Consider the following 12,606-nt stretch of genomic DNA (forward strand, 5'->3'; position numbering starts at 1 on the left):
CAGCCACGTGAGAGGCTGGATGGGTTTGGCTGCCGGCCCCCTGCTATGCCCCGTCGCACGGATCTGCGTCGCATCCTGCTGCTGGGGTCAGGCCCGATTGTGATCGGGCAAGCCTGCGAATTTGATTACTCGGGAACCCAGGCGTGTAAAGCCTTGCGGGCCGAGGGTTTTGAGGTGGTGCTGGTGAACAGCAACCCCGCCTCGATCATGACCGATCCGGACATGGCGGATCGCACTTATATCGAACCTCTCACCCCTGATGTGGTGCGCCGGGTGATCGAGCAGGAGCGTCCGGACGCCCTGCTGCCGACCATGGGCGGCCAGACCGCCCTGAACCTGGCGGTGGCCCTCTCCAAGGACGGCACCCTGGAGAAGTACGGGGTGGAGCTGATCGGCGCCAACCTCGAGGCGATTGAAAAGGCGGAAGACCGGGACCTCTTCAAAAGGGCCATGGGTCGCATTGGGGTGGGTGTCTGCCCCTCCGGCATCGCGACGACCTTGGAGGAGGCCGAGGCTGTCGGGGATCAGATCGGCAGCTATCCGCGGATCATTCGCCCGGCCTTCACCCTGGGGGGCAGCGGCGGCGGCATCGCTTACAACCCCGAGGAGTTCCGGGCGATCTGCCTGAGCGGCCTGGACGCCAGCCCGGTGAATCAGATCCTGATTGAGCAGTCCCTGCTCGGTTGGAAGGAATTCGAGCTGGAGGTGATGCGCGACACCGCCGACAACGTGGTGATCGTCTGCTCGATCGAGAACCTCGATCCGATGGGGGTGCACACCGGTGACTCGATCACCGTGGCCCCGGCCCAGACCCTGACGGACCGCGAGTACCAGCGCCTGCGGGATCAGTCGATCGCGATCATCCGCGAGATCGGTGTGGATACCGGCGGCAGCAACATTCAGTTCGCGATCAATCCCGCCAATGGCGACGTGATCGTGATCGAGATGAATCCGCGCGTCTCGCGGAGTTCGGCCCTGGCCTCGAAAGCCACGGGTTTCCCGATCGCCAAGATCGCTGCGCGTCTGGCCGTCGGATACACCCTCGACGAGATCATCAACGACATCACCGGCAAGACCCCGGCCTGCTTCGAGCCCACGATTGATTACGTGGTGACGAAGGTCCCCCGCTTCGCCTTCGAGAAGTTCCGCGGCAGCCCCGCCGTGCTGACCACCGCGATGAAGTCGGTGGGCGAGGCCATGGCCATCGGCCGCAATTTTGAGGAGTCCTTCCAAAAGGCCCTGCGCTCCCTGGAGACCGGACACGCCGGCTGGGGTTGCGATCGCCCGGACCCCAGCCCCGAGCGCTCGGACCTCGACCGGGAACTGCGCACCCCTGCACCCGATCGGATCTTTGCGGTTCGCACGGCGATGGTGAACGGCTACAGCGATGCCGACATCCATCGGATCTCCGCCATCGATCCTTGGTTCCTGGCGAAGCTGCGCCGGATCATCGAGAGCGAGCAGCGTCTGCTCAAGGGCCAGAACCTGACCGCCCTGGATGCCGCCGCCCTGCTGGAGCTCAAGCAGCTGGGCTTCTCCGATCGTCAGATCGCCTGGGCCACCGGCAGCAAGGAACTGGAGGTGCGCGCCCATCGCCAGAACCTGGGCGTCAATGCGGTGTTCAAAACCGTGGACACCTGTGCCGCGGAGTTCGCCTCCAGCACGCCCTATCACTACGCCACCTATGAGCGGCCGATGGAGCGTCTGCTCCCCGACGGCAGCCTGGAGTTGATCGCTCCGGAGTCCGAGGTTCAGCCGGAGTCCAGGCGCAAGGTGATGATCCTGGGCGGTGGCCCCAACCGGATCGGCCAGGGCATCGAGTTCGATTACTGCTGCGTCCACGCCTCCTTTGCGCTGCAGGAGGAGGGGTTCGCAACGGTGATGGTGAACTCCAACCCCGAGACGGTCTCCACCGACTACGACACCTCCGATCGCCTCTACTTCGAGCCCCTCACCTTTGAGGACGTGCTCAACGTGATCGAGGCCGAGAAGCCGGAGGGGGTGATCGTTCAGTTCGGCGGCCAGACCCCGCTCAAGCTGGCGATTCCCCTGCTGCACTGGCTGCAGTCCCCCGCCGGTCAGGCCACGGGTACCCGCATCTGGGGCACCTCGCCCGAATCGATCGACACGGCGGAAGACCGCGAGCAGTTCGAAGCGATCCTGCGTCGCCTGGACATCCGTCAGCCCCGCAATGGCCTGGCCCGCAGCGAAGCGGAGGCCCGTGTGGTGGCCGAGCGCGTTGGTTATCCCGTGGTGGTGCGCCCCAGTTACGTCCTGGGCGGCCGGGCGATGGAGGTGGTCTACGGCGAGGACGAGCTGAACCGCTATATGAACGAGGCGGTGAATGTCGAGCCGGATCACCCGGTGCTGATTGACCAGTACCTCGAGAACGCCACCGAGGTCGACGTCGATGCCCTCTGTGATGCCACCGGCAAGGTCGTCATCGGCGGCCTGATGGAGCACATCGAACCGGCCGGCGTGCACTCCGGTGACTCGGCCTGCGCGCTGCCCTCGGTCAGCCTGGAGCAGGAGGCCCTAGCCACGATTCGCCAGTGGTCTGAAGCCCTGGCCCTGGCCCTTCAGGTCAACGGCCTGATCAACCTGCAGTTCGCCATCAAGGACGGACTCGTCTACATCATTGAGGCCAACCCCCGGGCCTCCCGCACCGTGCCCTTCGTGGCCAAGGCCACCGGTGCGCCCCTGGCGAAGATCGCCAGCCGGATCATGTCGGGCAAGACCCTCGATCAGATCGGTCTGACCAGCGAGCCCAAACCGCCCCTGCAGGCGGTCAAGGAGGCGGTTCTGCCCTTCAAGCGCTTCCCCGGCGCCGACTCGATCCTGGGTCCGGAGATGCGCAGCACCGGTGAGGTGATGGGCACGGCCACCAGCTTCGGCCTGGCCTACGCCAAGGCGGAGTTGGGTGCCAGTGAGGCCCTGCCCACCAGCGGCACGGTCTTCCTCTCCACCCATGACCGCGACAAGTCAGCCCTGCTGCCCGTCGCCCAGCGCCTTGATCAGATGGGCTTCCGTTTGGTGGCCACCGAAGGCACCGCCCGCGCGCTGGCGGAGGCCGGCCTCAAGGTTGAGACCGTCCTGAAGGTGCACGAGGGCCGCCCGAATATCGAGGATGCGATCCGCTCCGGTGAGATCCAGTTGGTGATCAACACGCCGGTCGGTCGTCAGGCCGCCCACGACGACAAGTACCTGCGCCGCGCGGCCATCGACTACGCCGTCACGACCGTCACCACCCTGGCCGGTGCCCGTGCCGCAGTTGAGGGCATCGCCGCCCTTCAGGCCCAGGAGATGCAGGTGCGCGCCCTGCAGGACATCCACGGGTAGGGACTCAGCTGCTCACCAAGGGCTGAATCTTGGCGATCTCCTCAGCGAGCTCCGCTCCGGCAATCTCTGTGTCGTAGGCGGCTTGAGCACGAAGCCAGTACCCGGGACTGAGGCCCAGGAAGCGGCAGAGTCGCAGGTCTGTATCCGCACTGATCGATCGCTGACCGGAGACGATTTCGCTGATCCTGGATGCCGGCACCTTGATGGCCTTCGACAGTCGGTACTGGCTGACCCCAAGCGGAACCAGAAACTCCTCAACGAGCAGTTCACCTGGGGTAATGGGGCTTAGGCGATCTTTGGAAGTCATCAGTGGTAATCAACGATCTCAACGGCTTCAGGGCCGGAATCTGACCAAACAAAGCAAAGGCGGAATTGGTCGTTGATCCGGATGCTGTGTTCTCCAGCTCGGTCGCCACGCAGTGCTTCCAGTCGATTGCCGGGGGGAATGCGCAGATCCTCGAGGCGCGAGGCAATGTCCAGCTGGCGAAGCTTGTGTCGGGCTACCCGTTCGAAGGCCTGAAAGCGGGGGATCGCCCATCCCTGCGCTAGTCGCTCGGTGTCTGCGCATCGAAACGAGCGGATCACCAGTTCATCTTAGTTCTGTTTCGCAGAAGCATTGGTTCCTGCTCCCATGGCTTCCACGCTATGGGCTGCGTTGAGCTAAGTCGTCCGTGAAATCACCGATCGCTTCATCCCCCTACGCTGGTTCCTTGCTGAATGCGTATCCGTGACCGTCGCCCCTAGCTCTGCCCCGGTTAGCTCTGGTTCCGACTGCACGGCTGCCTTCCGGGCGGCCTATGAGAACCGCTACACCTGGGCTCCTGGCTTTGGTGGCTACAGCGGCCGCTGCATCTGGGAGCAGGAGGACCAGCGCGTCGAAGGCAGCTTCAAGGTGGGCGCTGACCTGAAGGCCCAGGTGGAGGGCATCGAGAACGAGGAGATCCATAAGGCGATCGCCTCCCAGCTCTGGGAGGTCTGCATCCACCGCGTGCGCCGCAGCTTCGAGCAGACCCACGGCGAGAACACCTTCACCGCCGGCGAGACCGATGCGGTTGGGACCGAGGTGATCGTCGGCGGTAAGAACACCGGCGACCGCTACCGGATTAAGGACGACGTGGTGACGATGGTGCACCGCCACATCCACGGCACCGTGGTGACGATCTTCACCGAGAGCACCACCGACACCGGCAGCGGCTACCTCAGCCACAGCTACACCAGCCAGTACGCCGATCCCGCCAGCGGCGAGGCCCGTGGCGGCAAGAGCCGTTTCACCGACACCTTTGTTCCCCTGGCCGGTGAGGGTCCCTGGGTGCTGAGCGAGCGGGTGGTGGAAACCGAGGCCTTTGGTGACACCCCGGCCGGTCGTCAGGTCTTCCGTTTCGAAGCCCTCAACGCCAATAGCTGAACGCCAGCAGATGTGACACGATCCCGCCAGGTTTGACCGGCGGGATCGGATGCAGGATCTGCTCAATCAGATCAACTCAGTGGTGTGGGGGCCCTACACCCTCTGGTTGATCGGCCTGACGGGGCTCTACCTGATGGTGGGCCTCGGCTTCATGCCCCTCCGCCGGATCGGCTATGCCGTGCGGCAGACCTGGGCCTCGATTCGTCAGTCCGACGGCGAAGGTGACGTCACGGCCTTCCAGTCGTTGATGACAGCCCTGGCAGCGACGATCGGCACCGGAAACGTTGCCGGTGTCGCCGGTGCCATTGGCGTTGGTGGTCCGGGCGCGGTCTTCTGGATGTGGCTGATTGCCCTGGTGGGCATGGCCACCAAGTACGCCGAGTCGCTGCTGGCTGTGCATCACCGCGAGGTGGATGAGCTGGGCGAGCACGTTGGCGGTCCGATGTACGTGATCCGCAATGGCCTTGGCCGCGGCTGGGGTTGGCTGGCCGTTCTGTTTGCGCTCTTTGGCACCCTCGCCGGCTTTGGCATCGGCAATGGCGTTCAGGCCCATGAGCTGGCCAAGGCCTTGAACGTGAGTCTTGGGATCCCGCCTCTGGTGACCGGTGTGGTCTTTGCTGCGATCACCTTTGCTGTGATCATTGGCGGCATTGAACGGATTGGACGGGTGGCCTCGGCGGTCGTGCCGTTCATGGCCATCGTCTACGTCGGCGGCGCCCTGACGATTCTCTTGGCTCACCTGGGTGAGATTCCCGCGGCCCTGGCGCTGATCATCCAAGACGCCTTCTCGGCCCAGGCCGTGGCCGGTGGTGCCATCGGCGTGATGATCCAGAAGGGGATCGCCCGCGGCGTGTTCTCTAACGAAGCAGGCCTGGGGACCGCGCCGATCGCCCAGGCGGCGGCCAAGCCCGGTGATCCGGTGCTGCAGGGCTCCGTCGCGATGCTCGGCACCTTTATCGACACGATCATTGTTTGCACGATGACCGCCCTGGTGATCGTCATCAGCGGTGCCTGGCTGCCCATGGAAGGGGCAACGGCTCCCCAGGGCGTTGCCTTGACCATGGCCGCCTTTGACTGGGGTCTGCCCGGTGGTGCCTGGCTGGTGACCTTCGGCACGGTCTTCTTCACCGCCACGACCATCCTGGGCTGGGGCTACTACAGCGAGCGCTGCCTCGAGTTCCTGGTGGGTGTGAAGGGCATCAAGCCCTTCCGTCTGGTCTGGGTTGCCGTGGTGGTCTTGGGCTCAGTGGCCAGCTTTGATCTGATCTGGACCGTCGCCGACATCCTCAACGGCCTGATGGCGATCCCCAACCTGATCTCCCTGCTGCTGCTGAGCGGCACGGTCTTCCAGCTGACCCGTCAGTACAAGTTCGAGCGCTAGGCCTCGAGGTTGCAGTTCACCGCCAGCTCAAAGGGCACGCAGCTGTTGGGTTGCTCCAGCAGCTGGCTGGTGAGGGCGGCCAGGTCTTCGCTCTGGGTCATCTGCTCAGGGGGCAGGGCCTTCACCGCGGCGGCCATGTCGGTGTTGACCCAACTCGGGCAGACCGCCGTCACCCGGATCCCGCTCTCCCAGCCCTCATTGCGCATGGTCTGGCAGAGCCCCATCAAGGCGAACTTGCTGGTGCTGTAGGCCGCCAGGCGGCCCTTGGTGCGTTTGCCGCTCATGGAGACCAGCACGACGACGCGCCCGGAGCCATGGGCTTGGAGCTGCGGCCAGGCGGCCCGGGTCAGCCACCAGGGCCCCATCACATTGACGTCGAACAGCCGCTGGATCTCCTGCTCCTGGCCGTCCTCAAACACCAGCGGCACCCGCGAGAAGATCCCAGCGCAGTGGATCACGCTGTCGAGCGCTCCGAAGTGCTCCAGCGTCGCCTGCACCCAGGCCTCGGCGCTCGTGGGCTCGGCCGCCTCATAGGGGTGCAGCAGCACGCGCTCGGCGCCGGCCTGCTCGGGGTCGAGGGGGCTGCCCTTGAGGTCGCCTGGGTTGCGCAGGCCCAGGCTCAGGCGATGGCCATCGCTGAGGAGCCGCTCGGCCATGGCCCGGCCGATGCCGCGGCTAGCGCCGCTGATCAAGAGTGTGCGCATGGCCTTAGTTGGGCAGCGTGACGAACTCCTCTGAGATCGTCGGATGCAGCGCCATGGTGCGATCGAAATCCGCCTTGGTCGCTCCCATGCCGATGGCGATGGCCGCCATCTGAATGATCTCGGCCGCGTGCTCGCCCACCATGTGGCAGCCGAGCACCTTGCCGCTGCCGGCCTCGAGCACCAGCTTGAGCAGCACCTTGGGATCACGGGCCGGTAGGGCCTGGCTCATGGGACGGAAGCGGGCCCGATGGACCTTGATGCCGTCCTTGCCGTAGCGCTCGACCGCGGCCTCTTCGCTGAGGCCAACGCTGGAGAGCTCCGGCTGGGAGAAGACCGCCGCCGCCACCAGGTCGTGGTCCACCTGGCGCGGCTTGTTCCCCCAGATGCTGTCGGCCAGGGCCCGGCCCTCATCAATGGCGACCGGGGTGAGGTTGACCCGGTCGGTGACGTCTCCCACGGCGTAGATGTGGGGCACGTTGGTGCGCTGATCCGCGTCGACTGGAATGCGATGGCCTTCCATCGCCACCCCAGCGGCTTCGAGGTTGAGGCCCGCCAGGAAGGGGCGGCGGCCCGTGGCCAGCAGCACGCCGTTGCAGGCGATGCGCTCGCCGCTTTGGGTGACCACCGTCAGCGCCCCCGGTTCGCCTTCGATGGCAGCGGGGCTGTGGGCGAGGCGCACCGTGATGCCCTCGGCCTCCATCGCCTCCAGCACGGCCTGGCCGCACTCCCGATCGAAGCCCCGCAGCAGGTGATCGCCGCGCACCAGTTGGGTCACCTGGACCCCCAGGCCATTGAGGATGCAGGCGAACTCACAGGCGATGAAGCCGGCGCCGACCACCACCACCTGCTTGGGGAACTGCTCGAGTTCAAACAGGTCGTCCGAGATCCAGCCCAGCTCGGCGCCCGGGATCTCGGGGCGATGGGGGCGTCCGCCAACGGCGATCAGGATTCGCTCGGCGCTCAGCCGCCGGGTCTCCTTCCCGCTGCTGTCCTGGACGCTGACGCTGCGGTCGTCGGCGAGACGGCCCCAGCCGCGCACCAGCTCAACGCCAGCCTTCTCCAGGAAGCCAATGTGCAGTTGGTTGAGGCGATCCACCTCGGCGCGCACCTTGCTCAGCAGGACGCTGCTGTCATGGCTCACCTCGCCCAGGCTCCAGCCGTAGCTGGCGGCATCGCTGAGTTGGTGGCGAACGGCGGATCCGTAGACCATCAGCTTTTTGGGAACGCAGCCGCGGATCACGCAGGTGCCGCCGACCCGATCCCCTTCAACGATGGCCACGCGGGCGCCATAGGAGGCGGCGCGCTTGGCGGCGGCCAGTCCGCCGGATCCGGCCCCGATCACGATCAGATCGAAGTGGTCGCTCATGCCCTCGCCCTTGCTTGCCCCAAGTGTTGCCTAGAGGCACCCGCGCTGCCGCTTTGATTCCCTAAAACAGAAGGCCGTCCCGCCCTCCCGTTGATGTTCAGCTCCCCGGGCCCGCAAGCATTGAGCTGGGAGGACCTGGCTGAGCTGCTGCCCCTGCAGAGCGAAGAGCAACTGCTGCAGCTGCGTCAGGAGGGCCCCACCAACGCCCAGGCGCGGCTGCGGCTGTTCGGCCGGCCGGAATCGGAGGTGCGCGTCACCCTCTATCGCGATCACCACGCCTGGTGTCCCTATTGCCAGAAGGTTTGGCTCTGGCTGGAGGAGAAGCGGATCCCCTACCGGATCCGCAAGGTGACGATGTTCTGCTACGGCGAGAAGGAGCGCTGGTACAAGCAGGTTGTCCCCTCGGGAATGCTGCCGGCCCTGGAGCTCGACGGGCGTCTCTACACCGAGAGCGATGTGATCCTTCAGGCCCTGGAGGATGCCTTTGGGCCGCTGGAGGCTGGCCTGAGTGATCCCGATGTCTTCCCCCTGCGGCAGTTGGAGCGCCGCCTGTTTCGCGCCTGGTGCCAATGGCTCTGCTACTGCGAGGGCCAAGGGGCGCACAGCGCTCCGGCTGAACAGCACTTCGCCCGGATCGCGACCCTGGTGGAGGAGGCCCTGGAGGCCACCCCTGGTCCGTTTTTCCTCGAGCGCTTCAGCAGTGCCGATGTGATCTTCATCCCCTACCTCGAGCGGATGAACGCCTCCCTCGCCTACTACAAGGGCTACGGGATTCGCCAGCAGCACCCGGCCATCGACCGCTGGTTCACGGCGCTGGAGCAGCGCCGCACCTACCTGGGTACCCAGAGCGATTTCCACACCCATGCCCATGACCTGCCGCCGCAGATGGGTTGCTGCTTGGCCAGCGGCACGGCCGAGCAACGCCGCGTCGCTGAGCTGATCGACCAGGGTCCCTGGCCCGTGGAGGATCCGGCCGTGATCGAGACCCGCCAGCCGGCGCCCGAGGGGGCCGCCCTTGAGGCCGTGGCCCGGGTGCTGCGCCACCGCGAGCGCTTGCTGGCGATCAATCCCGCCCCCTCAGCGGCTTTTGATCAGGCACTGCGCGCGGCCCTGACCCTGCTGTTGAAGCCGGCCAACGGCGCGATCACTCCACCCGCCGGCACGGCCGCGGGTCTGCGTTACCTGCGCGATCGGATCTCGGTGCCGCGGGACATGTCCCTGCATGCCGGCCGTCTGCTGCGCGCCGCCCTGGAGACCACCGCCGCCCTCGATGGCAACGCCCAAGCGGAAGCGCTGCCGGTGCAGCACCGCCGCGATCAGAACCCCGTTCCCTTTCTCGTTGAGGCCTAGGCGGAATTAGCGGCCGCTGATCTGGGCCTTCTTGGCCATCAGGTACTGCACCAGTTCCTGCTGGAGGGTGACCAGTTCGCGGGTGCAGCCGCGGAAGGCCGCCCGGTGGCGGATCTCTTCGTGGCGGGTGTTGAGGTCCCGCAGCATCAGTTCGATGGCATCGAGTTCAGCCCGGTTCATCGAGGTGCGCTGCAGTGCTTTGAAGATATCAACTGCTCTCAAAAACGCTGGCTAGCGTTCAACCATCCACACCAATGCAGCTATGGCCGCCTGGAGAGCGTCATCGGCCGCCGCCTGCACGGCGCTTGGTTTGTTGCTTGGTGCAGCGGCCGACGGCATCCGGCCTGAGCCCGCGGCGGCCCTGGAGCTGCGGGGCCAGACCTATTTCACCAATCCACCCTGGAAGGTGGATTTCACCAACTACTACTGGTACGTCAACCAGGCCCAGGGGGAGTACTACTTCACCGTCACCCTGGCGGAGAACGCCGGGGCCGGACTGGGGGGCTTGGTGATCACCCAGATCCGCGGGGTCGATCGCAACTTCTCCTTGGCGCCCCAGCGTGCCCATGCCTTCATCGGTCGCCCCCGGCGGGAGGGTGCTGCCGTGCCAGTGGAGGCCACCTTTGATCAGGCCACGCGCACGCTGCGGGCGGTCTTCCCGGAGCCGCCGCAACCCGGTCAGGAGGTGACCCTGGCCCTGCGCCCGCCGCTGAATCCCACCTGGGCTGACACCTACGTCTTTGCGGTGCAGGCTCTGCCCGCTGGCCCCAACCCGGTGCCGGCACCGCTGGGGGTCGCGCGGCTGGAGATCATGAGCCGTTTCTGGTGAGGCGGCCCTTGAGGCTGGCGGCGGCAAAGACCGCAGCCATCGCCAGATAACCCTGGGCCCAGGCTGCGCCCACGCCCCAGCCCAATTGCAGGGTGGTGTCGCTGGCGCTGAATTGCCAGGCGTGGATCACGCCAAACCAGGAGCAGGCGGCGGCCACCAGGGCCGCCAGGCAGGCGGCCTTGAAGCGCTGCTCGATCGCGTAGACGACCATCGCCGCTAGGAGCATGGCGGTGATGATCTGGCCCTGCTCCAGGGCAAAGGCACCCGCAGCCCAGACATCGGCCTGTTGCAGCCCCTCTAGCAAGCCAGGGCCAAAGGGGGTCTCGGCACTGCCGGCTCCACCGGCCCGCAGCCCCGCCTTGATCAGCAGGGCCCCCCATCCCGCCAGGCCCGGCATCAGCCCCAGGGCGACCGCTGGCGCATGGGCGCGGGGTGTGGCCTCAAAGGCCTGGGCCGTGATCACCAGGCCGATGTAGAGCACGATCGCCATCCCGGCTTCGATCGGCACGATCTGGCCCACCACGCCAAACAGCCCCAACAGGCAGGCCGCGCCCATCAGCAGGCCGTTCAGCCAGGAGTAGCCAATGCGGGCCCCCATCCCCTTCCAGCCGGGATGGCCGATGTAGATCGTGGTGGGAAAGCAGGAGCCCAGGCCAGCGGCGACTACCGTCCCCAGGCCATTGATCAACAGTGAGCTGCGCACGGGGTAGCGATCGCCGGCGGCCTCCGCGCTCTCGATGTTCTGCAGTGAACCGAGCACGTTGAACAGCCCCATCGGAACAATCACCCCGAGCCAGGGCAGCAGTTGGCCGCGGGCATCCCAGAGGCTCCCGAGCTGCAGCTGGGGCGAGCGCCAACCGATCTGGGCGGCCTCCTGGGCCCAGCGCTCCGGGTTGGCGTCAATCAGTCCACTGCTCCAGGCCAGGGCGCTGCCCACCAGCACCGCCAGCAGGCCGCCTGGAATCGGGAAGCGGACCTTGCCGTAGTAAGTCGCCAGGATCACCGCCAGCACCGCCAGACCCACCAGCGGTTGGGCATAGGTGCGCAGCAAAAAGCCCAGGGCGATGTAGCCCAAGGCAATCCCCGCCAGGGTGGAGAGCAGGGCGGCCCGGGGCAGCCAACGCCGCAGCCAGCCTGCGCAGAAGGCGCCGCAGGCCTCGATCAAGCCCGAGCCCAGGCAGGCCACCAGGCCCGCCTGCCAGGAGAGGCGGACGGCGCTGGCCTCATCCAGCCCCTGGCCCAGGGCGGTGAGTTTCACCGGCAGCATCACCAGAAAGATGTAGGCGAAGAGGCTGACGGTGTTGATGCCGTAGGGCAGGGCCGTCCGGTCGCTGCGTCCCTCCCGTTGCGCCAGCCGGTAGGCCTGCAGGGCGTAGGCCCAATTGCCGATCAACAGGCTGATGCCGGTGGCAGGAAGGATGGTTCCAAAGACCAGGGCATCGGGGTAACCCAGCACCCCGCGGCAGAGCCCCAGGATCAGCAGGATTTGGATCAGGTTGTCCAGGCTCAGGCCGAGAAACCCATCCAGATCTCCGCTGACAAACCAGCGGGGCCCCGACTTGCTTGGCTCAGGCGAGATCATGGCGGCAGTGGCATCCCCTCAAGCATGCAAGCCAGCTGGAACGGAACCGTCATCGCCGAGAGCGACGACATCGTCGTGGTGGAGGGCAACCCTTATTTCCCCCGGGCGGCTTTGAAGCAGGAGTTCTTCCGCGACAGCAGCCACACCAGTAGCTGCGGTTGGAAGGGCACCTGCCGCTACTGGGATGTGGTGGTCAATGGTGAGGTCAATGCCAACTGCGCCTGGAGCTATGAGACCCCCAAGCCCGCCGCCGCAGAAATCAGCGAACGGGTGGCGTTCTGGAAGGGGGTCAAGGTCGCCTGAGCCTCGGCACAAATGCCGATTGACGGGTGATCAGGCGCCGCTTGGATGACGGGGTTGCGCGTTGACCCTGGTCATGGCGAGCTCCAAAGATGCCGCGAGCTTGGTGTTGCTTGGCCTCTACGGCTTCATTGCCCTGCGGCTGCTGTTGACCTGGTTGCAGCGCCGCCGCCAGCGGCGCTGGCGCGGCGCACCCCACTGCCTGTTGGCCCCGAGGACCGTCGCCGCTCGAGGCCGTTCACGCTGAGCGTTATGCAGGTTTTGCATGGTGCGCAGGATTCCGTGATATTCGCCCTCTTGGGATAGCCGGCTCCCTTAACTTCCCCTCGCAGTTTTTACTCCCCCTCGGT

The 12,606-nt window shown here is 66.1% G+C and carries 13 protein-coding genes; 7 read left to right on the forward strand and 6 right to left on the reverse strand.

Features of this window, described 5'->3' with window-relative positions; translation table 11 throughout:
- The first annotated feature begins 45 nt into the window (after positions 1-45).
- On the forward strand, positions 46-3,339 hold the full coding sequence (carB, locus tag QZ184_RS01850; protein WP_296417875.1) for a carbamoyl-phosphate synthase large subunit: 3,294 nt from the start codon (positions 46-48) through the stop codon (positions 3,337-3,339).
- Between the two features lie 4 nt (positions 3,340-3,343).
- Here the strand turns inward: carB and QZ184_RS01855 are convergent, their stop codons facing one another.
- The gene (locus QZ184_RS01855) at positions 3,344-3,646 is read right to left on the reverse strand and encodes a HigA family addiction module antitoxin (protein ID WP_296415249.1); all 303 of its coding nucleotides are present in this window, start codon (positions 3,644-3,646) and stop codon (positions 3,344-3,346) included.
- On the reverse strand, positions 3,646-3,924 hold the full coding sequence (locus QZ184_RS01860) for a type II toxin-antitoxin system RelE/ParE family toxin (RefSeq protein ID WP_296417878.1): 279 nt from the start codon (positions 3,922-3,924) through the stop codon (positions 3,646-3,648). Before QZ184_RS01860 ends, QZ184_RS01855 begins: the two co-directional genes overlap by 1 nt.
- 142 nt (positions 3,925-4,066) lie before the next feature.
- On the opposite strand from QZ184_RS01860, the gene QZ184_RS01865 reads away from it, so the two are divergent.
- A complete protein-coding gene (locus tag QZ184_RS01865) occupies positions 4,067-4,744 on the forward strand; it encodes a DUF3386 domain-containing protein (protein WP_296417880.1) in 678 nt (225 codons plus the stop codon).
- Between the two features lie 49 nt (positions 4,745-4,793).
- Positions 4,794-6,125 carry a sodium:alanine symporter family protein gene (locus QZ184_RS01870; RefSeq protein WP_247478920.1) on the forward strand — a complete coding sequence of 444 codons (1,332 nt, stop codon included), beginning with the start codon at positions 4,794-4,796 and terminating at the stop codon, positions 6,123-6,125.
- Here QZ184_RS01870 and QZ184_RS01875 read toward each other — a convergent pair.
- A complete protein-coding gene (locus QZ184_RS01875; protein WP_296417881.1) occupies positions 6,122-6,829 on the reverse strand; it encodes an SDR family NAD(P)-dependent oxidoreductase in 708 nt (235 codons plus the stop codon). The two genes, QZ184_RS01870 and QZ184_RS01875, sit on opposite strands and share 4 nt — an antisense overlap.
- Positions 6,830-6,833: 4 nt before the next feature.
- Complete coding sequence (gene gorA / locus QZ184_RS01880) at positions 6,834-8,195, reverse strand: glutathione-disulfide reductase (RefSeq protein ID WP_296417884.1); 1,362 nt, start codon at positions 8,193-8,195, stop codon at positions 6,834-6,836.
- 93 nt (positions 8,196-8,288) lie between these two features.
- On the opposite strand from gorA, the gene QZ184_RS01885 reads away from it, so the two are divergent.
- A complete protein-coding gene (locus tag QZ184_RS01885; protein ID WP_029626378.1) occupies positions 8,289-9,545 on the forward strand; it encodes a glutathione S-transferase family protein in 1,257 nt (418 codons plus the stop codon).
- 6 nt (positions 9,546-9,551) lie between these two features.
- Here the strand turns inward: QZ184_RS01885 and QZ184_RS01890 are convergent, their stop codons facing one another.
- On the reverse strand, positions 9,552-9,725 hold the full coding sequence (locus QZ184_RS01890; RefSeq protein ID WP_010317739.1) for a hypothetical protein: 174 nt from the start codon (positions 9,723-9,725) through the stop codon (positions 9,552-9,554).
- An 82-nt stretch (positions 9,726-9,807) separates the two neighbouring features.
- Between QZ184_RS01890 and QZ184_RS01895 the strand changes: the two genes are divergently transcribed.
- Positions 9,808-10,374: a DUF2808 domain-containing protein gene (locus QZ184_RS01895; RefSeq protein ID WP_247478916.1), complete on the forward strand. Its 567-nt coding sequence runs from the start codon at positions 9,808-9,810 to the stop codon at positions 10,372-10,374.
- Here the strand turns inward: QZ184_RS01895 and QZ184_RS01900 are convergent.
- Positions 10,355-11,956 carry an NCS2 family permease gene (locus QZ184_RS01900; RefSeq protein WP_296417886.1) on the reverse strand — a complete coding sequence of 534 codons (1,602 nt, stop codon included), beginning with the start codon at positions 11,954-11,956 and terminating at the stop codon, positions 10,355-10,357. The two genes, QZ184_RS01895 and QZ184_RS01900, sit on opposite strands and share 20 nt — an antisense overlap.
- Before the next feature lie 24 nt (positions 11,957-11,980).
- On the opposite strand from QZ184_RS01900, the gene QZ184_RS01905 reads away from it, so the two are divergent.
- Together QZ184_RS01905 and QZ184_RS01910 are read left to right on the forward strand one after the other, a co-directional pair.
- The gene (locus QZ184_RS01905; RefSeq protein ID WP_296417888.1) at positions 11,981-12,259 is read left to right on the forward strand and encodes a DUF427 domain-containing protein; all 279 of its coding nucleotides are present in this window, start codon (positions 11,981-11,983) and stop codon (positions 12,257-12,259) included.
- Positions 12,260-12,332: 73 nt separating this feature from the next.
- Positions 12,333-12,503, forward strand: coding sequence for a hypothetical protein (locus QZ184_RS01910; protein WP_247478911.1), 171 nt, complete (start codon positions 12,333-12,335; stop codon positions 12,501-12,503).
- The last annotated feature ends 103 nt before the right edge of the window (positions 12,504-12,606 follow it).

The sequence above is a fragment of the Vulcanococcus sp. DEBay_Sum22DG08_74 genome (assembly GCF_017852955.1).
Classification (GTDB): domain Bacteria; phylum Cyanobacteriota; class Cyanobacteriia; order PCC-6307; family Cyanobiaceae; genus Vulcanococcus.